This is a genomic window from Pseudomonas sp. 5P_3.1_Bac2, assembly GCF_025465995.1.
GTDB lineage: Bacteria > Pseudomonadota > Gammaproteobacteria > Pseudomonadales > Pseudomonadaceae > Aquipseudomonas.
The window spans coordinates 220,044-244,045 of sequence record NZ_JANLNY010000023.1 but is presented as its reverse complement, the minus strand read 5'-3'; the positions used below and the strand labels follow the sequence as shown (position 1 = coordinate 244,045).

Sequence of the window (24,002 nt, the reverse complement as noted above, 5' to 3'; positions counted from 1 at the left end):
CGGCGGCCGCTTAGGCAGCTGCCGGGCGACAGCCGATGCCCCGTCGGTATCGGTTTGATTGTTCAAATAATCACCAGTTTGCCTTGCGTGCGGCCGGGGGCTTCTCTAGAATGTCGCCCCTTGCCGTGACGGCAGGCGCTTTCGCGCCCAGCAGTCGCAGCAAGCTAACAGTGTCATTCACTCCTTGCCTGACCGCATTTGGTGGCAGGCTACAACCCGTAAGGAGCATTTATGCGTCATTACGAAATCATCTTTCTGGTTCACCCGGACCAGAGCGAGCAAGTCGGCGGCATGGTTGAGCGTTACACCAAGCTGATCGAAGAAGACGGCGGCAAAATTCACCGCCTGGAAGATTGGGGCCGTCGTCAGCTGGCTTACGCCATCAACAACGTCCACAAAGCTCACTACGTGATGCTCAACGTTGAGTGCACCGGCAAAGCCCTGGCTGAGCTGGAAGACAACTTCCGTTACAACGATGCAGTGATCCGTAACCTGGTCATCCGTCGCGACGAAGCAGTTACTGAACAGTCCGAGATGCTCAAGGCCGAAGAAAACCGCAGTGAGCGCCGTGAGCGTCGTGACCGTCCTGAGCATGCCGATTCTGTTGATGGCGATGACAGTGACAACAACGACAGCGACAACGCTGACGAGTAATCCACGGATCTATTGAGGAGCCACTCCCATGGCACGTTTCTTCCGTCGTCGTAAATTCTGCCGTTTCACCGCTGAAGACGTGAAAGAGATCGACTTTAAAGATCTCAACACTCTGAAAGCCTACATCTCGGAAACCGGCAAAATCGTTCCAAGCCGTATCACCGGTACCAAGGCTCGTTATCAGCGTCAGCTGGCTACCGCTATCAAGCGCGCCCGCTTCCTGGCCCTGCTGCCTTACACCGACAGCCACGGCCGCTGAGATCAGCTTTCGACAAGTAGTAAGGGATAAATTGCATGCGCGCCTTGGCTGAATTCATCATGCGCGGCCGTGTGCAGGCCACATTAGTGGTGGTAGTTGCTGCGGCATTGCCGCTGTTGTTCTGGTTAAGTGCTGCTGCTGCAAGCCTTGTGCTGCTGCGGCGCGGTTTGAGAGATGCCCTAGGCATCCTCGTCTGGGCACTGCTGCCGGCCATTGGCTGGTGGTACTTCGGTGAGCCGCGCACCTTAATGGTGTTGCTCGGTACACTGGGGTTGGCGTTGTTGTTACGCGCTAAGTGGTCCTGGACTCGCGTGCTGCTCTGCAGCGTGGCATTAGGCCTGGTGTATGGGCTGGTGTTAGGTGCGGTTTTCCGCGAGCCCATTGAGTTGATGGCGGCTGAGCTGCAAAAGCTGATGCCACAGATGCTTGATGGGGTTCACCAACAATTGTCGGTGGATGAGCGAGCGCGTCTAGATAGCCTGATTGCACCGGTGCTGACCGGATTGATTGCCGCACTGTTGCAGATCGTCAGTCTGTTGTGTCTGATCCTTGGACGCTTCTGGCAGGCGCTGTTGTATAACCCGGGTGGTTTTGGCCGCGAATTTCGTGCCCTGCGCCTCCCGCCACCGCTGGCGATTGCGCTGCTGGTTGGCATGTTGTTAGCCCCCAACTTTGGGGCGCAAATGGCCATGTTGACGCCGCTGTGCAGTGTGCCGTTAGCGTTTGCTGGCATTGCCCTGCTACATGGGGTGGTGGCGCAAGGTCGATTGGCGAAGTTTTGGCTAGTCGGGTTGTACATCACGTTGCTGCTGTTTATGCAGCTGACTTATCCGTTACTGGTGGTTTTTGCCATTGTCGACAGTCTGTTTGATTTTCGTGGTCGCTTTGAGCGCAAGAACGGCTCAGGGTCCGCGAACGGTGAAGGTTAAAAGTTAAGAGGTTATTACCAAATGGAACTGATCCTGCTGGAAAAAATCGCCAACCTGGGCAACCTGGGCGATAAAGTGAAAGTTAAGGCTGGTTACGGCCGTAACTTCCTGCTGCCGCAAGGCAAAGCCACCGCTGCTACTGCTGAAAACGTTGCTGCGTTTGAAGCTCGTCGCGCCGAGCTGGAAAAACTGGCTGCTGAGAAGAAAGCTTCGGCTGAAGCTCGCGCTGCTCAGTTGGCTGAACTGGAAGTCACCATCACCGCTACCGCTGGTGATGAAGGCAAACTGTTCGGCTCGATCGGCACCCACGACATCGCTGACGCTCTGACTGCTTCCGGTGTTGAAGTGGCTAAAGCTGAAGTACGTCTGCCGAACGGCACCATTCGCCAAGTTGGCGAATACGACGTAGCCGTGCACCTGCACAGCGACGTTGAAGCTACCGTTAAAGTGGTAGTTGTCGCGGCCTAAGGTTTTGCCCTCAAGCGTTCTGGCCGCAGGCTAGAGCGCTTGGCGTGAACAGACCTTAAGCAAGCTGCTAAGCGTGGTTGCACTGCGGTGTGAGCGCGCTAACATCGGGCACGGTATTGCATTCGCGATGCCGTGCCTTTTGTTTTTTCAGGACCCATCTGTGCGAGCCCTATGAACGATCTCAACCTGCCTCAACAGTACGACCTGCAAACCTCTGCGCTGAAAGTGCCACCGCACTCGATCGAGGCTGAGCAAGCGGTGCTGGGTGGTTTGATGTTGGATAACAACGCTTGGGAGCGCGTGCTGGATGCGGTATCGGATGGCGACTTTTATCGCCACGATCATCGGCTGATCTTCCGCGCCATCTATAAGCTGGCCGAGCGCAACCACCCCTTCGACGTGGTGACGCTGTCCGAGCAGTTGGACAAAGAAGGTCAGCTCAGCGAAGTTGGCGGCTTGGCCTACCTGGGCGAGCTGGCCAAGAACATTCCGTCGGTGGCCAACATCAAGGCCTATGCCCAGATCATTCGTGAGCGCGCCACGCTGCGCCAGTTGATCGGCATCAGTGGGGAAATCGCCGACAGCGCCTATTCGCCGCAAGGTCGCACTGGCGAAGAGATTCTCGATGAGGCCGAACGGCTGATCTTCCAGATCGCCGAAGCGCGGCCCAAGACCGGCGGGCCGGTGGGGATTAACGACATTCTGGTCAAGGCCATCGACCGCATCGACACCCTGTTTAACTCCGGCGATGCGATTACTGGCCTGTCCACCGGCTTTACCGATCTGGATGCGGCCACCAGCGGCCTGCAGCCGGCGGACTTGATTATTGTCGCCGGGCGTCCGTCGATGGGTAAGACCACCTTCGCCATGAACCTGGTGGAGAACGCCGTGTTGCGTAGCGACAAGGCTATCGTGGTGTACTCGCTGGAGATGCCATCGGACTCCATCGTGATGCGGATGCTGGCCTCCTTGGGCCGCATCGACCAAACCAAGGTGCGGGCCGGGCGCCTGGACGATGACGATTGGCCGCGCCTGACCTCAGCGGTCAACCTGCTGAACGACCGTAAGCTGTTTATCGACGACACCGCCGGCATCTCGCCTTCGGAAATGCGCGCGCGCACCCGGCGCTTGGCCCGTGAGCACGGTGAGATCGGCATGATCATGGTCGACTACCTGCAACTGATGCAGATTCCAGGCTCCAGCGGTGACAGCCGGGTGAATGAGATCTCCGAGATTTCCCGCTCGCTGAAGGCCCTGGCCAAGGAGTTCAATTGCCCGGTGATTGCTCTGTCGCAGCTCAACCGCTCCCTTGAACAGCGCCCCAACAAACGTCCGGTGAACTCTGACTTGCGCGAATCCGGAGCGATCGAGCAGGACGCCGACATCATCATGTTCGTTTACCGGGACGAGGTGTATCACCCTGAGACTGAGTACAAGGGTGTGGCCGAAATCATCATCGGTAAGCAGCGGAACGGCCCCATCGGCACCACACGCTTGGCTTTCCTCGGCAAATATTCGCGCTTTGAAAACCTCGCGCCGGGCAGTTATCAGTTCGACGACGAATAACTCAGCAGGCGAGCTGGATCAATAAACGCGGGCGAGCAGTGGTTACACTGCTCGCCCGTTTTGTTTAAGGACTGGCCCACCATGCGCGCCTTGCAAGCCACGATCAACCTAGCCGCGTTGCGCCATAACTTCGCCGTAGCCAAACGCTGCGCGCCGGGGCGCAGCATTTTTGCCGTGGTTAAAGCTAACGCCTATGGCCACGGAGTGCGTGAGGTGGTGACGGCGCTACATGATGACGCCGAAGGCTTTGCCGTTAGCAACTTGCACGAGGCCGCCGAAGTGCGGGCGCTGCACGGCACTGCGCGGATTCTGCTGCTGCACGGCTGCGCCACGCTTGATGAGTATCGCTTTGCCGCGCAGTTGCAGCTGGATGTGCTGGTGCATAGTGCGCAGCAGGCTGAACAGTTGCTGGCTGCGGATTTATCCCCGGCGCTGCGCATTTGGCTGTGCTGCACGCTGGGGGTATACGGCCTCGGGCTGGATCACGCCGCCGTGCGTGCATGGCATGGCCGCCTGCAGCAGGCGCCACAGGTGGCTGAGCTTAATCTGCTCGGACAGTTAGCCGGCGCCGCACGGCGTGATCACGAGTTGCTCGAGGAGCAGCTGGAAGACTTCAGCGATTTACTTGATCTCGACTTTAACGCGCGCAGCCTGGCCGATTCGGCGGCGCTACTGACCGTTCCGGCCAGCCATATGGATTGGCTGCGCCCTGGCAGTTTGTTGTATGGCCTCACGCCCTTCGCCGATCTGACGGCTGCGCAGCTTGGCTTGCGCGCGGTGATGAGCCTGCACGGTCAGTTGCTGGCGGTGCGCGACGTACCGGCTGGTGCATCTGTGGGGGCGGACGGTAGCTGGCAGGCAACGCGGCCCTCGCGCATCGGCATCGTCAACTGCGGCTATGCCGACGGCTATCCGCGTCAGGCGCGTAGCGGCACACCGGTGCTGGTCGACGGGCGGCGCGTACCGTTGGTCGCCACAGTTGGCCTGGATTTGCTCTATGTCGATCTCACCGATTTACCTGAAGTCGGCGCTGGTGCTGAGGTTGAGCTCTGGGGCGAAAACCTCTGTATTGACGAGGTGGCGCGCTGCGCTGCAAGCGTGGCAACAGAGTTGGTGACACAGCTGAGTGGCCGCGTGGCCCGGCGCTATCGTTACGCGTAATGCTCAGGCGCAGGTTTGTCTGACAGGCTTGCTGGCGTTGCTGCGTAGACAGTTTTGCTTGAACTGCTACTATCCCGACCCTCTTTGGGGAGTAGCCTGCCTTCACGCGATGTGACGGCGCCTTGGTCAACATTCTCGGCAACAGCCGTGGTCAAGGCATCCAAACGGATTGGTGAGACCAACGACATCTCAGCGCGCAAGTCGGGCCGCGCTGTTTCATGTCGTTGTCTCGTGCCCGGCTGGAGCTTATTTTGAATCCCATCTCAATTATCTTTTTAGCTTTTGCCATGTCCACCGATGCCTTTGCCGCGGCCATTGGCAAGGGTTCGACGTTGCATAAGCCACGCCTGAGCGAAGCCCTGCGCACCGGTTTGATCTTTGGTGTGATTGAAGCCATCACACCGTTGGTGGGCTGGGTGATTGGTCAGGCGGCGAGCCGCTTCGTGGCGCAGTGGGATCATTGGATCGCCTTCGTCCTGTTGCTGGTGCTGGGTCTGCACATGATCTACAACGGTTTGCGCCATGAGGCCGAGGACGACAGTGCTAAGCCGAGCCAGCACGGCTTCTGGCTACTGGCGATTACTGCGGTGGCCACCAGCATCGATGCGTTGGCGGTAGGGGTAGGGCTGGCCTTTGTCGATGTGAACATCTGGGTCGCTGCCGGGGCCATTGGTCTGGCGACGATGACCATGGTCACCATTGGCACCATGCTCGGCCGTGTTCTGGGTGATGTGGTTGGCAAGCGCGCAGAAATTATCGGTGGCGTGGTATTGATCCTGGTCGGCGCCACCATCCTTTATGAACATCTAGCGGCGGTGTAAGCCATGAGTAAGGCAGCTGTATCCACAACTTCGGCAGCGTCCCGTTCTTTGCGCTACATGCTGGCCCTGTTGGTGGCGGCCTGTGGCGCGGTGGTAGTGGCGGCGCTGTTGTTCTTTGCGTGGCAAAGCTTTTATCCGGTGCAGGCGAGCAATGGCTGGAGCTACCGGGTGATGTACAACAATGTACAGCGGGCCGCCTCGATTTTGCCGATGGCTGACGGCTCGTTGCTGGTCAGTCAGGAGCTGCAAGACGGCAAGGGCAGCATCTTGCGCATCGCCGCGGATGGCTCGCGCAAGGTGGTGCTGGCCGAGCTATCCAAGCCGGATGGCATCACCCCGGCGCAGGGTGGTTGGGTCTTTAGCCAGGAGGTCGACAACAAGGGCGTAAGCCTGGTGCGCGATGGCAAGGTGGTTGATCTGTTTAGCGGCTCCGGGGTGCAGGGGCTGCTGGATGACGGTAAGGATCTGTATGCCATCGAGGATCGCAAGGGCAATGGCCGCTTGCTGCGCTATCGCTGGAGCGATCAGCAACTGACGGTGTTGCGCGACAACCTGTCTGAAGCCGAGGCCCTTACCCGTTGCAGCGACGGCCGCGTGCTGTACAGCGAAAAGGAGCGCGGCTTGGTCTATCAGCTCAGTGACGGGCCTAGTGATCCGGTGGTGTTGCGTGATCTGAGTAAGCCGGCCTTTATGTTGTGTGACAACCGTGGGCTGTGGATCAGTGAAGACTCCACCCACCGCGCCAGCTTGTTGCTGGTCGGCGCCGATGGTCAGCGGCAAACCGTGTTGTCGTTCCTCAAGGCGCCGCAGTCGGTGGTCGCCACCGACCATGGCACCTATCTGGTGGCCGAAGGTGGGCGTAACCGCGTGCTGGAAATTACCCCGCCGGATCTGGATGAAACCCATCATGACATCGATAAATTGCTCAACCAGCGCGACAGTCATGGCGACGGTCTGCAAGACCATATGTCTGAGGTACTGACGCCGCAAGGCTAGGCAGCCTCCTGTGGCGATATGGCGGGTCGCTAGCGGCCCGCCTCGTGGGGTAGCCCAGCGGTTATCGCTCGCGCAGTCGGTCGTTGACTTGCAAGCGGAGGGCTTTGCCTGAGCGCCGCGAGCTTTACCCTAGCGCAGCGCTCGGGTTTGGTTAAAATTTGTGCTATATTGCGCGCCCGCTTTTTTCCATCCCTGTTCGTTACCGCCGGTCACTCTCCATGTCCATGCAAGTCGCCAAGCCGCTGTTCGATTACCCCAAGTATTGGGCTGAATGCTTCGGCCCCGCGCCGTTCCTGCCCATGAGCCGGGCGGAGATGGATCAGCTGGGTTGGGACAGCTGCGACATCATCATCGTCACCGGCGATGCTTACGTCGATCATCCGTCCTTTGGCATGGCGATTATTGGTCGCTTGCTCGAAGCTCAAGGCTTTCGCGTGGGCATCATCGCGCAGCCGAACTGGCAGTCCAAAGACGACTTTATGCAGCTGGGTGAGCCCAATCTGTTCTTTGGCGTGGCCGCCGGCAACATGGACTCGATGATCAACCGCTACACCGCGGATAAAAAGATCCGCTCCGACGACGCCTACACCCCAGGTGGCGTGGCCGGTAAGCGTCCGGATCGGGCCAGCCTGGTGTACAGCCAGCGTTGCAAAGAAGCCTATAAAAATGTGCCGATTGTGCTAGGTGGCATCGAGGCGTCGCTGCGCCGTATCGCTCACTACGACTACTGGCAGGACAAGGTGCGTAACTCGATCCTGATCGACGCCAGTGCCGACATCCTGCTGTACGGCAACGCCGAGCGCGCCATCGTCGAAGTGGCCCAGCGTCTGTCGTGGGGCGAAAGCATCGAGAACATCACCGATGTGCGCGGCACCGCGTTTATCCGCCGTGATACGCCTAAGGGCTGGTACGAGGTCGACTCGACCCGCATCGACCGGCCGGGCAAGGTTGATAAGATCATCAACCCCTATGTGAACACCCAAGACACCGCCGCCTGTGCCATCGAGCAAGAGAAAGGTCCGCAGGACGATCCTAACGAAGCCAAGGTGGTGCAGATCCTCGAAAGCCCGCGCATGACCCGGGACAAGACGGTGATCCGTCTGCCGTCGATGGAAAAGGTGCGTAACGACCCTGTCTTGTATGCCCACGCCAACCGCGTGCTGCACCTGGAAACCAACCCGGGCAACGCCCGCGCCTTGGTGCAGAAGCATGGTGAGCTGGACGTGTGGTTCAACCCGCCGCCCATCCCCATGAGCACCGAGGAGATGGACTACGTATTCGGCATGCCTTATCAGCGCGTGCCGCACCCGGTGTATGGCAAGGAGAAAATCCCGGCCTACGACATGATCCGCTTCTCGGTCAACATCATGCGTGGCTGCTTCGGCGGCTGTACCTTCTGCTCGATCACAGAGCACGAAGGGCGGATTATTCAGAACCGCTCGGAAGAGTCGATCATCCGTGAGATCGAAGAAATTCGCGACAAGGTGCCCGGTTTTACCGGGGTGATCTCCGACCTTGGCGGGCCAACGGCGAACATGTACCGCATCGCTTGTAAGAGCCCGGAGATTGAGTCCGCGTGCCGTAAGCCGAGTTGCGTGTTCCCCGGCATCTGCCCGAACCTCAACACCGATCACTCCGCCTTGATTCAGCTGTACCGCAGCGCTCGCGCATTGCCTGGGGTGAAGAAAATCCTGATCGCCTCGGGGCTGCGTTATGACTTGGCGGTGGAGTCCCCTGAGTACGTCAAAGAGCTGGTCACCCACCACGTTGGCGGCTACCTGAAGATTGCCCCGGAGCACACCGAGGAAGGCCCGCTGAATCAGATGATGAAGCCGGGCATTGGTACTTACGACCGCTTCAAGCGCATGTTCGAGAAGTTCTCCAAAGAGGCGGGCAAAGAGCAGTACCTGATCCCGTACTTCATTGCCGCGCACCCCGGCACCACCGATGAAGACATGATGAACCTGGCGCTGTGGCTCAAGGGCAATGGCTTCCGTGCTGACCAAGTGCAGGCGTTCTATCCTTCGCCAATGGCCAGCGCCACGGCCATGTATCACTCAGGTAAGAACCCGCTGCGTAAGGTCACTTACAAGAGCGATGGCGTGACCATCGTTAAGAGCGAGGCGCAGCGCCGCCTGCATAAAGCCTTTCTGCGTTATCACGACCCCAAAGGCTGGCCGATGTTGCGTGAAGCCTTGCTGCGTATGGGCCGTGGCGATTTGATCGGTAACGGTAAGCAGCATTTGATCCCGACCCATCAGCCGGCAACCGACAGCTACCAGAGCGCGCGACGTAAGAACTCGACGCCAGTCGGCAGCAAGAAGGTGGGTAAGGAAACTACGCGGATTCTGACCCAGCACACCGGTTTGCCACCGCGCGGCAGCGATGGCAGCAAGCCTTGGGATAAGCGCGAGCAAGCCAAGGCCGCGGCCGAAGCGCGCAACCGTCAGGCCGCTAAAGAGCGTGCCGGGGCTGGTAAGGGTAAGAGTCAAAAGCCGACTAAGAAGCCCGTCGCACCGCGCTAAGCAGGTCGGCTAAGCAAAAACGCCAGCTAAATGCTGGCGTTTTTTATGGCGCTGCGAAGTGGCTGCTTACAGCAGGCTGCATTCGCCCGACATGGGCACCTTGGCGATATCGCCATTGCCGGTGCACAGCAGGGTCACTTTGCTGCCTTGTTTGAGCTGAGCCAGTTGCTCCAGCGCCGACTTATCGAAGCTGAACTGTGGTTCGAGGAACTGGTTGGCTGCGCCGCGTAAGGTCACATAGGGGTTACCGGCAAAGTCGGTGTTGATGTCGACCACGGTGCCGCTGACTTTAAAGCGCTTATTCTTAAAGCGCGCATCAGCCGCTACGGTGTTGGCCTCATAGGCCGAGGCTAGGGTTTGGGCGGTGATGACAGGCAGGGCAGCCAGGGCTTGTTGCTCGGCGGCGACTTGGGCTTGTTGTTGCGCGGCCTTTTCTTGTTGTTGCTGCAACTGGCGCTGTTGCAAGGCGGCTTGATCAGCAGCCTTCTGCTCGGGGGATTTGAGCGCGTTGCCAATGATGCTGATGACGATCAGGGCGCCGATGATGATCAGGATCCACTTGAGTAAAGCCTTCATAGATTCTCCAAACTTCCTTGTCTGTCCACCCGAATTGGGTGGGCCATGCTAGCAAAGCGCTAGGTCCCGAGATAGACGGGTTGCTGAGGTTTTTTCGGCGCGCGCCTGTTGCCCCGTCAGCAAGTGGTGCCCGGGGTCGTGTTTTCAGAGTTTTCTGGGCGCCCACCACCGGCGCTGTTGGTGCCGGGGTGGGCTAGGCAGGGGTTAGCCGTAGCGTTTATGGGCTTCGATAGCCAGGCCGCTGCCAATGCTGCCGAAGGTGTTGCCTTCGACGTGGCGGGCGTTGGGCAGCATGGCCGCTACGCTCTGGCGCAGGGCGGGGATGCCGCTGGAGCCGCCGGTGAAGAACACCGTATGGACCTGCCCGACGCTAACGCCTGCGTCGTTGAGCAACTGGCTGACGCTGCCGCGTACGCGCTCCAGCAGCGGCTCGATGGCGTTTTCAAACAGGTTGCGGCTCAGCTCGGCACTCAGGCCCGCCTCGATACGACTTAGATCGATACTGCGCTGCTCCTGCTCAGTCAGGACAATCTTGCTTTCCTCGACTTCCATGGCCAGCCAGTGGCCTTCGCGACGCTCAATCAGCTTGCACAGGCGATCGATGCCTGTGGGGTCGACGATGTCGTAGCGCATGCTTTGCAGCTGACGTTGCGACTGCGCCGAGTACACCGCGTTGATGGTGTGCCAGGTGGCCAGGTTGAGATGGCTGCTGGTGGGCATTGGTGCGTCGCTTTTCATCCGGCTGCCGTAGCCAAACAGCGGCATGACCCCGGCCAGGGACAGCTGTTTGTCGAAGTCGGTACCGCCGATATGCACACCGCCGGTGGCGAGGATGTCGTTCTGCCGGTCGGCCTGCATGCGCCGTTCAGGTGCTAGGCGCAGCAGGGAGAAGTCGGAAGTACCACCGCCGATGTCGACAATCAGCACCAGCTCTTCGCCGCTAATGCCGGACTCATAGTCGAAGGCGGCAGCGATGGGCTCGTACTGGAACGACACATCCTTAAAGCCGAGTTTGTGTGCCACGGCGACCAGGGTGTTTTCAGCCTCTTGGTCGGCGAGCGGATCGTCATCGACGAAAAACACCGGGCGGCCCAGGACAACCTGCTCGAAGGGGCGGCCGGCGATGGCTTCCGCGCGGTTTTTCAGCTCGCCGATAAAGAAACCGAGCAGGTCGCGAAACGGCAGGGAGCTGCCGAGAACGGTGGTTTCGCTTTTCAGCAGTTTGCTGCCCAGCAAGCTCTTCAAGGAGCGCATCAGGCGTCCTTCGTAGCCTTCTAGATACTCCTGCAGGGCCAGGCGGCCATATACCGGACGGTGTTCTTCGAGGTTGAAGAAGACCACCGACGGCAGGGTGATTTTGCCGTCCTCCAGTGCAAGCAGGGTGTCCGCGCCGGGGCGCAGCCAGCCGACGGTGGAGTTGGAGGTGCCAAAGTCGATGCCGCAGGCGCGGGCGGGGGTGGTGAGGGTCATGCTGCGCGCTGTTCCTGAAAAACGGCCGCGCATTCTATGCCAGTGGCGTGCGTAATGCTGCCTCTAGTCGCGCTTATCTTGGCTGTCTTGCGCGGCGAGCGGCCCAGCGGCTGCCGCCTTGCGCGTTTGCCACTGCGACCACTCAAAGCCAATCACGACGAGAAGCGATAAGGCGAACGGCAGCAGTAGGTAGAAGAAGCGGAATACGATCAGCGCCGCCAGCACATCGGAGGTCGGGATATCCGGCATGGCGGCGAGGAAGGTCACCTCCAGCACGCCGAGACCGCCGGGGGCGTGGGACAGCAGGGCGAGGCTGAACGAGGCGAGGAACACGCCAAACACCACGATATAGCCGGGGTTAGTCTCTTGCGGCAGGGCGAAGTAGATGATCGCCGCGGCGCAGGCCAGCTCCAGAGGGCCGGTGACCAACTGGCGTACCACCACTTTCAGGCGCGGGTACTCGATATACAGCTTGCCCCAGCTCCAGGGCTTAAATTGCCGCCAAGAACCTAAGATATATAGCGCCACGAACAGCAGCATCAGACTGCCGATCACCTGCGACAGCAGCGGTGAGACATTGGCCAGGCGGTGGATCAGGTCGGGCTGGAACAACAGCACGCAGCCGCCAGAGAGAATCCCGCCCAAGGCGAAGGTAAAGGAGCAGAAGAAGATCAGCAGGCCGATTTCTTGCGGGGTCAGGCCCTTAGTGCTGTAGGCGCGATAGCGCACCAAGGCGCCAGAAAAAACCGAGGCGCCGATATTGTGGGCCAGGGCGTAGGTGGTGAACGAGCACAGGCTGATAAAGCGCCAGGGAATGTGTTTGCCCAAGTGTGAGAGGGCGATGCGGTCGTACCAGGCCAGGGCCCAGTAAGCGCCGATCGTCGCGCCAGCGGCCAGCAACCAGTTGAGGTGCGGGATGGCCTTCAAGCTGTCGGCGATTTCGTGCAAAGAGATGTTACGTACTTCGTGGTAGAGCAGGTAGCACGACAGTAGAACGGCTCCAAGACCCACGAGGGTCCAGATTAGATCGCTCCGTTTCATAGCTGGCGTAACTCCTTCAACCTACGACGGCCTCTGCGCACTGCTTGGGCATGTAATGTCCCTTGGCTTGACGATAATGGCTTAAGACTGGGCCAGTTTGGTCAGCCTTGAGCGGTATGAGTGCAGTGGTTGCACGCGCTAATCGCCTGCTGCATGGCAGTGCGAGGCGCGCAGTATCCCGGAGACGCGGCGGATGCTCAACCTCAAAGCTCGCTAAGGGCGTAACTGAGTATGTATTCGCAGCAATCAATTGACTCATGTCAGGCCTAAGGTAATAAACATCAGCACCAGGTAGCGGGCGGTTTTCGCCACGCTGACCAAGATTAGAAACAGCCACAAGCGCTCACCCATGATCCCGGCAACTAAGGTGAGCGGGTCACCGATAAGCGGCAGCCAGCTGAACAGTAAACTCCACCGGCCGTAGCGCCGATACCAGCGTTGCGCTTGGATTAAGCGCGCTTCGCTGACGGGAAACCAGCGGCGCTGACGAAAGTGTTCAAGGTAACGTCCCAGCAGCCAGTTAAGCAGTGAGCCGAGGATATTGCCGAGGCTGGCGACCATCAGCAGGCCCCAGGGCCAATAACTGCCGTCTAGCAGTAAAGCCACCAGCACCGCTTCCGACTGAGCGGGAAGCAGGCTGGCGGCAATCAGGGCGCTAAAGAACAGGCCAAGGTAGGCGCTTAGGCTGGACACCGCTTGCTGGCTTTACGGTTGCTTGTCCTGTGGCATGTTGGCCAATACCTCTTCGAGCTTAAGCCCGGTGAGATTGTGGATGGTGCGCCAGAGGTAATAGAAGATCGCCATCAGCATGATCATCGACGGGATGGCGATCATCGGGTAACTCAGCAGGTTCATGCGCCCCAGCTCTTCGTTAAAGGCTTCACTGCCGGCCGGGCTGTGCACAATCCACTTGGCCAGGGCGTAGTTCATCGCCGAAGAGAAAAAGAAGGTGGCGCTCAGCCAATAGGTGGCTTTAAGTAGGCGGCTATCAAACAGCTGGCTATTGCCGCCTTCGGTTAAGCGCTGCTGGATTTTGTCGACGTTGAGCACTGACTTGTTATAGAGCATGGTGCGAATCAGTGGGTAGCGGGTGCGGGTCGAAACCAGCACGGCGATGCCGATCAGGCCGGGAATGGTCGCTTCTTTAATCGCCAGCCACTGGTTGTCCAGCTTGAGCAAGCCAATACCGCCAGTCAGTAGCACGCTGACTAAACCCAGTAGGGCAATAAAGTTGAACTTGCGGTACTTCAGCAACTCGAAGCAGCCCCAGCCCAAGGGGAATGCCAGCGCCAGGATCAAGGCGCCATCAGCCCCAAGTCTGTGTTCGCCGCTAAGCTTCATGAGGATCAGCGAGGGGATCAGGATACTGATCAGCAGATCGATCATCGGGCGAGGTTTATGCGTGGGCGGGGTGCTGTGGGTGGTGTCGGTCATGTTCTTCAGGCTGTTGGATAGAGGCGTGATCATCGCCTGCCTGAGGCGTGGCTACCAGCCCAGCCGTCAGTATCAGGGGTATTTTTTTGCCGTGTTATGACTCATTAGAAGGTCTGCGGTTCGGTTGAGTCATTATTAGGCGGTAAAACTGTGACGGCAGTGACCGGGTGCTAAGGTGGTGAATCAACACGTGCGTGGCGTATCACCGGCGCACTCTGGTTATCGCCTAACACTGGCACCGCTGTGCGGTTGGGGAGGGTGCGAATGGTTGCAAGCAAATCATCAGCGCAACACCTAGGGCGTACCCGTGGCGCCTGGTTGCTCATGTGCGTTTGTCTGTTGGTGGCGCGTTCTGCCTTGGCGGCTGAGCTGCAGATGCTGACCGAGGACTATCGTCCACTCAGCTACATGGATAACGGCAAGCCCACGGGCATGGCGGTTAATGTGGTTGAGCAACTGATGAAGCGCACCGGCGATGCCGCCAAGATCGAAATCATGCCCTGGACGCGGGGTTATTACCGCGCCCAGCACGAAGCCAACACCGCGCTGTTCGCCACCGTGCGCACGCCACGGCGGGAAGCCTTGTTTCAGTGGGTGGGGCCGATCACTTTGGGCGAGACCGGGATTTACACCCGGCGTGGCAGTGGCCTGCAACTGCGCAGCCTTGCAGATGTCGAACGCCTAGGCACCATCGCGGTGCCCAAGCAGTGGTACTCCTATGAGTACCTCAGCGAAATGGGCGTGCGCGGTCTGTATGGAGTGCCGACCCCGCAGCATATGGTGCGCATGTTTAAGTACGGGCGCATTGCGGTGTTGGTGGCCAATAACATGGTGCTGGAAGAGATGCTGGCGCAGCAGGGCATGCGCAGCGCGGATGTCGAGTTGCAGTTCACCTTTATCGACAACAACAGCTATATCGCTTTTTCCAAAGGCACCGATACGGCCGTGGTGCAGCGCTGGCAAATGGCGCTGCAAGGCTTGATCGAAGACGGCACTTTGGCGCGTATTCACCATCAATGGTTGGTGGAGCCAGAGGCCGTGCCGTTGCCCGTGGGGCAGTTGGCGCGCTGAGCGGTATGGCGCGGGCTAAAGCTGGGTGAAAGGTTGCTGCTGCAGAATAAAAGCTGACTGTCTGGTTGATTTTGTAGTTTTGCTACATAATTGCTCATCAGAACCGACCATGACTTATGGTGCATTTCATGCAAAGAGCTTCTCATCATCAGCTTCGTGCGCAACTTCGCGAACTTCTTGCAGCTAAATCCTGTTATTTTACGGCATCTGTGTTTGATCCCATGGCGGCGCGAATTGCTGCCGATCTTGGCTTTGAAGTCGGGATTTTGGGTGGTTCTGTAGCTTCACTACAAGTTTTGGCCGCGCCAGACTTCGCCCTGATCACCCTCAGTGAATTCGTCGAGCAGGCTACCCGTATTGGCCGTGTCAGCCGTCTGCCGGTGATCGCCGATGCCGACCACGGTTATGGCAACGCGCTCAATGTGATGCGTACGGTGGTGGAGCTGGAGCGCGCGGGGATCGCCGCGCTGACCATCGAAGACACCTTGCTGCCGGCGCAGTTTGGGCGCAAATCGACGGACTTGATCAGCATTGACGAAGGCGTCGGCAAAATCCGCGCAGCGCTGGAGGCGCGGGTCGATCCGGACTTCGCCATCATCGCCCGCACCCATGCCGGGGTACTGGACACCGCTGAGGTGATTCGCCGCGCTTTGGCGTATCAGGAGGCCGGCGCCGATGCCATTTGTTTGGTGGGGGTCGAAGACTTCGCCCATCTGCAACAAATCGCCGCGCCGTTGGGCATCCCCTTGATGCTGGTGACCTACGGCAATCCCAAGCTGAATGACAAAGAACGTCTGGCCAGCCTTGGCGTGCGCATTGTGGTCAACGGCCATGCCGCTTATTTTGCGGCGATCAAGGCTACCTACGATTGCCTGCGCGAACAGCGCGGGGTCGATGCCAGCGACCTGACTGCCTCGCAACTGGCGCTCAAATACAGCCTGCCCGATGAATACCGGGAGTGGGCTAGCGAGTATATGAACGTCAAGGAATAGCCCGCGGCCTTGAAATTTTCCGGCCAAGCCTGCATACCTAAAGCACTCAGCTGACAGGAGCAGGCCATGGCCGGTGGATGGAGCAGCGACGGCGCAGTCCAAGAGCAAATCGACAGCAGTATCGAAGATGCCATCGCCCGGGCACGCAGCCAGCTGCCCAGCGGGGCGAGCTTGAGCCACTGTGAGGAATGCCACACGCCGATTCCCTTGGCGCGCCAGCAGGCGGTGCCGGGGGTGCGCCTGTGCATTCAGTGCCAGGCAGAACTCGATCGACAGCAGCTGCACAGCAGCGGCTACAATCGGCGCGGCAGCAAAGACAGTCAGTTGCGCTAAGCTGCCCGCTTATCCTGCTGGCGCTCTTGGCTGCCGGCCCATCTAGCCCAAGGGGTGGCTATGCCCAGTTGGCAGCATCGCTTAGCGGTTTTATTCCTGCGTTTGATCCGGCGTAAACGCGTGTATGCCAGCGCGGACAATTTGCACGCCAGCTTGCCGCGCTTGCGCAAAGCCGGCCCGGCCCGGCCCACGGCCAAGATGCAGCGCGAGCTGGACATCAGCCGGCGGGAGTTGGATGGCTATGAGATCTATCAGCTGGCGCCCAAGACCCAATTACCCAGCGGCCATCTGCTCTATCTGCATGGCGGCGCCTATGTGCGGCCGATCAGCCGCTTTCACTGGCGCCTGCTGCATGAGTTGGTGCTGCGCACCGGCTACAGCATCAGCGTGCCGCTGTATCCCTTGGCGCCGGAGCATCATTGCGAGCAAACCCTGGCCTTTGCCTGGCGCGCCTACAACCAGTTGGCGGAGCAGTCTGAGGAGCCGCCGCTGCTAATGGGCGACTCGGCGGGGGGCGGTTTGGCCCTGGCCCTGGCTCTGGCCATCCGTGAGCAGGGCCAGGCCTTGCCGCAGCGCCTGCTGCTGATTTGCCCCTGGGTGGATTTACGTATGCAGACGCCGGTAGATCCCGTGTTGGCCGCGCAAGATCCGATGCTGGCCAGCGCCGGTGCGCGAGAAGCGGCGCGCCTGTATGCCGGTAACTGGCCCTTGGAGCACCCGGCGCTGAGTCCGTTGTGCGCCGATTTAACCGGGCTGCCGGCGATCACCTTATTGGCCGCCGGTAAGGATCTGCTCGGCGCCGAGGCCTTGCAACTGGCGGACAAAGCCCGTGGCCAGGGGGTTAGCGTGGACCTGCAGTGGGCGCCGGAGATGATTCATGTCTGGCCGCTGATGCCCACCCCTGAGGGGCAGGCGGCGCGGCGCTATTTGCAGCGCGTGCTATTGGCCGAAGGGCATTACTAAGCGCAGCATGGGCGGCCATGTCAGCGGGGCTTGGGATAGACTCAATCTGGCCGGGCGCCACGACTCGGCTGAAAACAGGCGGGCATTTAGGAAGATTGGCTGGTTTATTGCTCGGAATATCGCGTTCGCTTCCTGATAATGCTTAAGGTTTCTTAGTGCTTAACACCAATCATCTCGGCCTGGGGCTGTCGCTGATCCTCGCCTCGTGTTTGCTGCTGGCGGGCAGTGATGCCTTGTCTAAATACCTGCTGCAGAGTTACCCGGTGCTGCTCGTGGTGTGGCTGCGCTATGTGCTGCAAACCATGCTGATGCTCGGCCTGTTTGCACCGCGCATGGGGCGCCGGCTGATTCAGACTCAGCGACCGCTGTTGCAACTGGCGCGCTCCATGAGCCTGGTTGGCACCAGTGCCTTTATGTTCACCTCCTTGTTGTTTATCCCCTTGGGCGAGACCACCGCCGTGCTGTTCCTCGCGCCTATGGTGGTGTTGCTGGCGTCGGTGGCGCTGTTTAAGGAGCCGGTCAGCCGCGGCCAATGGCTGTCGGTGGGCTTGGGCCTGATTGGCGTGGTGATTATCGTGCGCCCCGGTGGCGGGTTGTTTACCCCCTATGTCTTGCTGCCCATAGGTGCGGCGCTGTGTCTGGGCTTCTATCAACTGCTGACGCGGCGTTTAGCCAATACCGATCATCCACTGACCAGCAACTTCTTCAGCACGCTGTTCGGCACCTTGGTGATGAGCCTGAGTTTGCCCTGGGTGTGGCAGATGCCCGTGGCGCAAGACCTATGGGTGGCGCTGCTGATTGCCGTGTTGGCCATCAGTGGACACTTGTTGTTAAGCAACGCCTACCGCTTTGCCAGTGCTGCGGCGTTGGCGCCTTTTACTTATGCCCAGATCATCTTTGCCGTGCTGTTCGGTGCCTTGTTCTTTGCCCATGTGCCCGATCATGGCGCCCTGCTGGGCATGGCGATCATTATCCTCAGCGGCCTGTTGGTGGCGTGGAATAAACGGCGACCGGGGATTAGCTAGCCGCCACTTAGAACGCTGGGCGAAAGTGGCGGCTGGCGCGTTAGAACAGGAAGTAGCGTTGGGCCATGGGCAGCACGTCGGCTGGCTCGCACCAGAGCAGTTGGCCGTCGGCCTTGACCTGGTAGTTTTGCGGGTCGACTTCGATGTTTGGCAGGTAATCGTTGTGGATCAGGTCGGTCTTTTGCACGTTACGACAGCCCTTCACCACGCCGATTTGTTTCTTTAAGCCCAACTGTGCCGGCACGCCTGCCGCGAATGCCGCCTGGCTGATAAAGGTCAGGCTGGTGGCGCTTAAGCTGCCGCCGTAGCTGGCGAACATCGGCCGGTAGTGCACTGGTTGCGGGGTCGGGATCGAGGCGTTGGCGTCGCCCATGAGGCTTGCGGCAATGGCCCCGCCCTTGAGGATCAAGGTGGGTTTTACGCCGAAAAACGCCGGGCGCCACAGAACCAGGTCGGCCCATTTGCCCACCTCAATCGAACCCACTTCATGGCTGATGCCATGGGTGATGGCCGGGTTGATGGTGTACTTGGCGATATAGCGCTTGACCCGGAAGTTGCTGTTGCCTGCGCCGTCGCCCGGCAACGGACCGCGCTGCTTGTGCATCTTGTCGGCGGTCTGCCAGGTGCGCGTGATCACCTCGCCAACGCGGCCCATGGCCTGGCTGTCGGAGCTGATCATGCTGAACGCGCCGAGGTCGTGAAGGATGTCTTCGGCGGCGATGGTTTCGCGGCGGATGCGGCTCTCGGCGAAGGCCACGTCCTCGGCGATGCTGGGGTCCAGGTGGTGGCAGACCATGAGCATGTCCAGATGCTCATCGATGGTGTTCTTGGTAAAGGGCCGGGTCGGGTTGGTTGAGCTCGGCAGCACGTTGGCGAAGCCGCAAGCCTTGATGATGTCCGGGGCGTGGCCGCCGCCGGCGCCTTCGGTGTGATAGGTATGGATGGTGCGGCCCTTAAACGCGCCCAGAGTCGTTTCGACAAAGCCAGACTCATTGAGGGTGTCGGTGTGGATCGCCACCTGCACATCGTACTGATCGGCCACGCTTAAGCAGTTGTCGATGGCCGCCGGGGTGGTGCCCCAGTCTTCATGCAGCTTCAGGCCAATGGCGCCGGCTTCGACCTGTTCGATCAACGGCTGCGGCAAGCTGGCGTTGCCCTTGCCGGTAAAGCCGATGTTCATTGGAAAGGCTTCGGCGGCCTGGAGCATACGCGCCATATGCCAAGGGCCAGACGTGCAGGTGGTGGCGTTGGTGCCGGTGGCCGGGCCCGTGCCGCCACCGATCATGGTGGTGACGCCGCTCATCAGCGCCTCTTCGATCTGTTGCGGGCAGATAAAGTGGATATGGGTGTCGATGCCGCCAGCGGTGAGGATCATGCCTTCGCCGGCGATGACCTCGGTGCTGGCGCCGATGGCGATGCTGACGTCAGGCTGGATATCCGGGTTGCCGGCTTTGCCGATGGCGGCGATGCGACCGTCTTTAAGGCCCACATCGGCTTTGACGATGCCCCAGTGGTCGATGATCAGCGCGTTGGTGATCAGCGTGTCGACCACCTCGGCGGCCAGCAGTTGGCCCTGGCCCATGCCGTCGCGGATCACCTTGCCGCCGCCAAATTTCACTTCTTCGCCGTAGGTGGTGAAGTCCTTCTCCACCTCGATCCACAGCTCGGTGTCGGCCAGACGCACCTTGTCGCCGACGGTGGGGCCGAACATATCGGCATAGGCCTGACGGGAAATCTTCATCGGTTTTCCTTAAAGCGTTGAAAAGGGGCAGCAACCTCTAGGGCGCAGGCGGCTGTCACAGCGCGCCCATGATCCGCCCGGCAAAGCCGTACACGCGGCGCAGACCGGCCAACTCGACCAACTCGACGTCGCGGCTCTGCCCCGGCTCGAAGCGCACCGCAGTGCCGGCGGCGATATTCAGGCGCATGCCGCGCGTGGCGGCGCGGTCGAAGGTTAAGGCGTCGTTGGTTTCAAAGAAGTGGTAGTGCGAGCCGACCTGAATGGGCCGGTCACCGCTATTGGCCACGGTTAAGCTCAGGGTGCGGCGCCCGGCATTAAGCTCGATCTCGCCGTCTTGCACGCGGTATTCGCCGGGAATCATGGCTTCGCTCTCGACAGGGTTTTGTAATAGATGGCATTGGCCCGGTACTGCCCATCCGGACCGCAGGCGTAGTCGGGGAGGCCGCCGATGCACTGGTAGCCTTGCTGTTGATAAAACAGCTCAGCGGCACTGCCGGCCTCGGTGTCGAGGTAGAGCAAGCCGCGCTTAATACTGTGGGCATGGGCCTCAACGGCCGCCATTAGCTGCGCGGCCAAGCCTTGGCGGCGGGCGCTGCGCAGCACCATCAGTTTTTGGATTTCCGCACGGTTAAGGCCATTGGCCTTGAGGCACAACACCAGCTGGATGCTGGCCACTACTTGGCCTTGCTCAAGCACCAGCCATAGGCAGTGGCTGGCGCTATTGAGGCCGTCCTGGACTTGCTCGAAGTACTCGTCGGCCTCACGCTGGCTGAAATTGGCGAGAAAGCCCAGGCTCGCGCCGCTGGCGATGGCATCGCTGAGCAGCGCATGGAAACCGGCGCGGTACTGGCTAAAGTGTTCTGCGGCAACGCGGATCAGCTGGCTCACGGTGCGCTTCTCTCCGGGCTCAGGTTGAGTTGCATAAAGGTCAGGTCCAGCCATTGACCGAATTTGCAGCCGACTTGCGGCATCTGGCCGGTGATGGTGAAGCCTAAGCGCAAGTGCATGGCGATGGAGGTCTGGTTACCGCTTTCGATAGCCGCCACCATCATGTGTTTATTGGCCGCCCGGGCTCGGGTAATCAGGGCGCACAGCAGCCGTTTGCCGAGGCCTTTACCTTGTACGTCGGGGCTGACATACACCGAATGCTCGACGCTATAGCAAAAGCCATCAAATGGACGCCAGTCGCCAAAGGAGGAGTAGCCGACCACCCGGCCAGCGGCATCTTCCGCCACCAAAATCGGGTAGCCCTGCTGGCTGCGCGCGGCAAACCAAGCCTCGCGGTTGGCCAGGTCGACGCAGTGGTTCATCCAGATCGCCGTGGTATTGAGCACCGCGTCGTTGTAAATATCGACCAGGGCGGGCAAGTCGGCGGGTGTGGCGTCGCGAATTATCATGGGGCCTCCTGGCCGCTGTTGCAGTGGTGCATCCTGGATATTGATCAGGCAATGGGTTGGTGCACGGTGACCAGCTTGGTGCCATCGGGGAAGGTGGCTTCCACTTGGATCTCCGCGATCATCTCCGGCACGCCCTCCATCACTTGGTCGCGGCTGAGCAGTGTGGTGCCGTAATGCATAAGCTGGGCCACGCTTTGACCGTCGCGGGCACCTTCGAGCAGCGCGGCGCTGATATAGGCCATGGCCTCCGGATAGTTGAGTTTGACTCCACGGGCCAGGCGTCGCTCAGCGACCAAACCGGCGGTGAAGATCAGCATCTTGTCTTTTTCCCGTGGGGTTAAATCCATGCTCAGGTGCTCCAAATACGTGGGGGGACAGCGCTGCGTCCGAACAAGGCCGGGCGCAGCAGGTGCCATAAAGCGCTTAACCAGGCGCGGGCGTGCAGCGCTTCGGCTGCCAGGCAGCGCGCGACTAACAGGCCGGGTAACTGGGAGAGATCGCCACGCACTGGGCTGAGCAGCGTGCGGCACTGCTCCAGTAGGTCAGGGCTGATCTCGCCGGTGATCAGTAAGGTGGCGAAGACCGGCTGGCCAGCCAGGCCGATGGGCGAGTCGAGCAGGCCGTCGGCGCCTTGCAGGCGCTGGCGCTCGTGCCACAGCAGATGGCCGTCGCGGCGGATATTCAGCTGCGCCTGCATGTAGCCTGCGGCAAAGCGCTCGCCACTGGCCGGGCGGCCCAAGGCGACGATGTCCCAATAGAGCAGGCGGGCGTCGCCTTCCAGCTCGATATCGGTGTTCAGCTCGGCTTGGGCGGCGCTGTAGACGATGGTTTCTTGCGGCAGCCACTCCAAGGTAGCACCGGCGGCAACGTGCAATTTGAGCTGCTGATAAGCCGGGCTGGCGGCGCGGTACCACTTGGCGGCGCCGGGGCTGGTCAGCTGCGCCCAGGCGTTGGTGCCGACGCTGACGCTAATGTCTAGGCGATCACCGCCGGCAATGCCGCCGGGGGGATGGACGATGATGTGCTGACACACCTCGGGGCCTTCGCCATAGAGGTGCTTTTGCACCCGCAGCGGGCCAAGGTGACGGCGCTGAGTTGGGCGGGTTGTGGCACCGTCGCGGGCATAGGCCAGTTCAAGCTCGGCGTGCCAGGCTGGGTGAAACAGGTGGGCGGCAGTGGTCATGACAATGCACATAGCTGAGATTGCCTAATTAGAGCAATTGCTGTGCCGCATGCGCCAGGATAGTGCGTGGACGCAGAGTGGGCCTTGCAGGCCAAGTATTAGCTGAGGTGTGGCGATTGCATGGCAGCCTGCTGGCGTCAGGCTGGTGCGCTTGGGTGTATTTACGCACCAAATGGGTGCTTGTCTGCCTTGCCCGGCGCGAGTGGCGCTGGGCGTGGTATGAGCCCGGGCCGGCTTAGATGGTGACCAGCCCCCGCACGCCTTCGGCTTCCATATTGGCGCCTTGGCCTTGCTGGATAATCTCGCCGCGGCTCATCACCAAATACTGATCGGCCAGTTCAGCGGCAAAATCGTAGAACTGCTCGACCAGCAAAATCGCCATATCCCCGCGGGCGGCCAGCTGTTTGATCACCGCGCCGATTTCTTTGATCACCGACGGCTGGATGCCTTCGGTGGGTTCGTCGAGGATCAGCAGCTTGGGTTGGCTGGCCAGGGCGCGGCCAATCGCCAATTGCTGTTGCTGGCCGCCAGATAGATCGCCGCCACGGCGTTGCTTCATCTCACGCAGCACCGGGAACAGCTCGTAGATAAACTCCGGCACCCGCTTGGCTTGGCCGGCGCTAAAACGTGACAGGCCCATCAGCAGGTTCTCTTCCACGGTTAAGCGCGGGAAGATTTCTCGCCCTTGCGGCACATAGGCGATGCCGGCGTTGACCCGTTGATGCGGCTTCAAGGCCGTGATGCTCTGGCCTTGCCATTGCACGCTGCCGTCTTTGGCCGGGATCAGTCCCATCAGGCATTTGAGCAGGGTGGTTTTACCCACACCGTTACGTCCCAGCAGGCAGGTGACTTGGCCGATGGGGGCGTCAAACGACAAGCCACGCAGGATATGGCTGCCGCCGTAAAACTGATGCAGTTGCTGTACTTGCAGCATGGCGAGGTCCTTCTGGTTAACGCGGTGGTGGCTTCGTGGCGGTTATGGATGTGTAACGCTGTTGGGGGTGTTGGCGCTGTCGTGTTGGTGGATGGGTGAAGCGACATCCACCCTACGTAACTGCGTAGGGTGGTTGGCCGCAGCCAGCCACCGTTGTAGCTAACACCGCCGTACTCAATATTGGCCGGCGGTTATGTACGTATACCGGTGTTGCTTGTGCTGCCGCTTGGTGGATGGGTGAAGCGACATCCACCCTACGTAACTGCGTAGGGTGGTTGGCCGCAGCCAGCCACCGTTGTAGCTAACATCGCCTTACTCAATATTGGCCGGCGGTTATGTACGTATACCGGTGTTACTAGTGCTGCCGCTTGGTGGATGGGTGAAGCGACATCCACCCTACGTAACTGCGTAGGGTGGTTGGCCGCAGCCAGCCACCGTTGTAGCTAACATCGCCTTACTCAAT

General features: G+C 60.1%; 26 protein-coding genes and 1 riboswitch. Of the genes, 14 read left to right on the top strand and 12 right to left on the bottom strand.

The genetic code is table 11. The features are described from left to right. The first annotated feature begins 231 nt into the window (after positions 1-231). The 9 genes from rpsF (at position 232) to NTD81_RS14210 (ending at position 9,379) form a co-directional block, all read left to right on the top strand. The gene (rpsF, locus tag NTD81_RS14250; protein ID WP_262183251.1) at positions 232-654 is read left to right on the top strand and encodes a 30S ribosomal protein S6; all 423 of its coding nucleotides are present in this window, start codon (positions 232-234) and stop codon (positions 652-654) included. Positions 655-682: 28 nt separating this feature from the next. Next, positions 683-913: a 30S ribosomal protein S18 gene (gene rpsR / locus NTD81_RS14245; protein WP_003246847.1), complete on the top strand. Its 231-nt coding sequence runs from the start codon at positions 683-685 to the stop codon at positions 911-913. A gap of 35 nt (positions 914-948) precedes the next feature. Then, positions 949-1,842, top strand: a complete 894-nt coding sequence (locus tag NTD81_RS14240; protein WP_262183250.1) for a hypothetical protein — start codon at positions 949-951, stop codon at positions 1,840-1,842. Positions 1,843-1,863: 21 nt separating this feature from the next. Beyond that, positions 1,864-2,310, top strand: coding sequence for a 50S ribosomal protein L9 (rplI, locus tag NTD81_RS14235; RefSeq protein WP_262183249.1), 447 nt, complete (start codon positions 1,864-1,866; stop codon positions 2,308-2,310). Between the two features lie 171 nt (positions 2,311-2,481). Then, positions 2,482-3,876: a replicative DNA helicase gene (dnaB, locus tag NTD81_RS14230; protein ID WP_262183248.1), complete on the top strand. Its 1,395-nt coding sequence runs from the start codon at positions 2,482-2,484 to the stop codon at positions 3,874-3,876. An 81-nt stretch (positions 3,877-3,957) separates the two neighbouring features. Further along, positions 3,958-5,037 carry an alanine racemase gene (gene alr / locus NTD81_RS14225; RefSeq protein ID WP_262183247.1) on the top strand — a complete coding sequence of 360 codons (1,080 nt, stop codon included), beginning with the start codon at positions 3,958-3,960 and terminating at the stop codon, positions 5,035-5,037. A 74-nt stretch (positions 5,038-5,111) separates the two neighbouring features. Next, positions 5,112-5,279, top strand: a riboswitch (yybP-ykoY riboswitch). Positions 5,280-5,288: 9 nt separating this feature from the next. Then, complete coding sequence (gene mntP / locus NTD81_RS14220) at positions 5,289-5,858, top strand: manganese efflux pump MntP (RefSeq protein WP_262183246.1); 570 nt, start codon at positions 5,289-5,291, stop codon at positions 5,856-5,858. 57 nt (positions 5,859-5,915) lie between these two features. After that, positions 5,916-6,854: a hypothetical protein gene (locus NTD81_RS14215; protein WP_262183544.1), complete on the top strand. Its 939-nt coding sequence runs from the start codon at positions 5,916-5,918 to the stop codon at positions 6,852-6,854. 224 nt (positions 6,855-7,078) lie between these two features. Then, complete coding sequence (locus NTD81_RS14210; protein WP_262183543.1) at positions 7,079-9,379, top strand: YgiQ family radical SAM protein; 2,301 nt, start codon at positions 7,079-7,081, stop codon at positions 9,377-9,379. Positions 9,380-9,445: 66 nt separating this feature from the next. Here NTD81_RS14210 and NTD81_RS14205 read toward each other — a convergent pair whose 3' ends face one another. The 5 genes from NTD81_RS14205 to NTD81_RS14185 all read right to left on the bottom strand — a co-directional run bounded on the left by NTD81_RS14205 (position 9,446) and on the right by NTD81_RS14185 (position 13,900). Continuing rightward, positions 9,446-9,955 (bottom strand): OB-fold putative lipoprotein, encoded by a 510-nt coding sequence (locus NTD81_RS14205; protein WP_262183245.1) that lies wholly within the window; start codon positions 9,953-9,955, stop codon positions 9,446-9,448. Positions 9,956-10,159: 204 nt separating this feature from the next. Next, positions 10,160-11,425 (bottom strand): Hsp70 family protein, encoded by a 1,266-nt coding sequence (locus tag NTD81_RS14200; RefSeq protein ID WP_262183244.1) that lies wholly within the window; start codon positions 11,423-11,425, stop codon positions 10,160-10,162. A gap of 63 nt (positions 11,426-11,488) precedes the next feature. Next, a complete protein-coding gene (locus NTD81_RS14195) occupies positions 11,489-12,466 on the bottom strand; it encodes a YbhN family protein (protein WP_262183243.1) in 978 nt (325 codons plus the stop codon). Between the two features lie 255 nt (positions 12,467-12,721). Further along, entirely contained in the window at positions 12,722-13,159 is a 438-nt protein-coding gene (locus NTD81_RS14190) for a YqaA family protein (protein WP_262183242.1), read from the bottom strand. A 12-nt stretch (positions 13,160-13,171) separates the two neighbouring features. Next, on the bottom strand, positions 13,172-13,900 hold the full coding sequence (locus NTD81_RS14185) for a VC0807 family protein (RefSeq protein WP_262183542.1): 729 nt from the start codon (positions 13,898-13,900) through the stop codon (positions 13,172-13,174). 264 nt (positions 13,901-14,164) lie between these two features. On the opposite strand from NTD81_RS14185, the gene NTD81_RS14180 reads away from it, so the two are divergent. The 5 genes from NTD81_RS14180 to NTD81_RS14160 all read left to right on the top strand — a co-directional run bounded on the left by NTD81_RS14180 (position 14,165) and on the right by NTD81_RS14160 (position 18,284). Then, complete coding sequence (locus tag NTD81_RS14180) at positions 14,165-14,971, top strand: substrate-binding periplasmic protein (RefSeq protein WP_262183241.1); 807 nt, start codon at positions 14,165-14,167, stop codon at positions 14,969-14,971. A 128-nt stretch (positions 14,972-15,099) separates the two neighbouring features. Further along, positions 15,100-15,963, top strand: coding sequence for an oxaloacetate decarboxylase (locus tag NTD81_RS14175; protein WP_262183240.1), 864 nt, complete (start codon positions 15,100-15,102; stop codon positions 15,961-15,963). Positions 15,964-16,029: 66 nt separating this feature from the next. After that, a complete protein-coding gene (locus NTD81_RS14170; protein ID WP_262183239.1) occupies positions 16,030-16,296 on the top strand; it encodes a DksA/TraR family C4-type zinc finger protein in 267 nt (88 codons plus the stop codon). Between the two features lie 60 nt (positions 16,297-16,356). Further along, positions 16,357-17,259: an alpha/beta hydrolase fold domain-containing protein gene (locus tag NTD81_RS14165; RefSeq protein ID WP_262183238.1), complete on the top strand. Its 903-nt coding sequence runs from the start codon at positions 16,357-16,359 to the stop codon at positions 17,257-17,259. 155 nt (positions 17,260-17,414) lie between these two features. Then, positions 17,415-18,284, top strand: a complete 870-nt coding sequence (locus tag NTD81_RS14160; protein WP_262183237.1) for a DMT family transporter — start codon at positions 17,415-17,417, stop codon at positions 18,282-18,284. 40 nt (positions 18,285-18,324) lie between these two features. On the opposite strand, the gene ureC is transcribed toward NTD81_RS14160, so the two are convergent. The 7 genes from ureC to urtE all read right to left on the bottom strand — a co-directional run bounded on the left by ureC (position 18,325) and on the right by urtE (position 23,539). Beyond that, positions 18,325-20,025 (bottom strand): urease subunit alpha, encoded by a 1,701-nt coding sequence (gene ureC, locus NTD81_RS14155; protein WP_262183236.1) that lies wholly within the window; start codon positions 20,023-20,025, stop codon positions 18,325-18,327. Positions 20,026-20,080: 55 nt separating this feature from the next. Beyond that, on the bottom strand, positions 20,081-20,386 hold the full coding sequence (locus NTD81_RS14150) for an urease subunit beta (RefSeq protein ID WP_262183235.1): 306 nt from the start codon (positions 20,384-20,386) through the stop codon (positions 20,081-20,083). Further along, the gene (locus tag NTD81_RS14145; RefSeq protein WP_410017160.1) at positions 20,383-20,913 is read right to left on the bottom strand and encodes a GNAT family N-acetyltransferase; all 531 of its coding nucleotides are present in this window, start codon (positions 20,911-20,913) and stop codon (positions 20,383-20,385) included. The genes NTD81_RS14150 and NTD81_RS14145 overlap by 4 nt, the downstream gene beginning before the upstream one ends. After that, positions 20,910-21,422, bottom strand: coding sequence for a GNAT family N-acetyltransferase (locus NTD81_RS14140; RefSeq protein ID WP_262183233.1), 513 nt, complete (start codon positions 21,420-21,422; stop codon positions 20,910-20,912). Before NTD81_RS14140 ends, NTD81_RS14145 begins: the two co-directional genes overlap by 4 nt. A 44-nt stretch (positions 21,423-21,466) precedes the next feature. Then, positions 21,467-21,769: an urease subunit gamma gene (gene ureA / locus NTD81_RS14135; protein WP_262183232.1), complete on the bottom strand. Its 303-nt coding sequence runs from the start codon at positions 21,767-21,769 to the stop codon at positions 21,467-21,469. A gap of 2 nt (positions 21,770-21,771) precedes the next feature. Then, positions 21,772-22,605, bottom strand: a complete 834-nt coding sequence (locus tag NTD81_RS14130) for an urease accessory protein UreD (RefSeq protein WP_410017159.1) — start codon at positions 22,603-22,605, stop codon at positions 21,772-21,774. Positions 22,606-22,840: 235 nt separating this feature from the next. Continuing rightward, positions 22,841-23,539 (bottom strand): urea ABC transporter ATP-binding subunit UrtE, encoded by a 699-nt coding sequence (gene urtE / locus NTD81_RS14125; RefSeq protein WP_262183230.1) that lies wholly within the window; start codon positions 23,537-23,539, stop codon positions 22,841-22,843. Positions 23,540-24,002 lie beyond the last annotated feature (463 nt).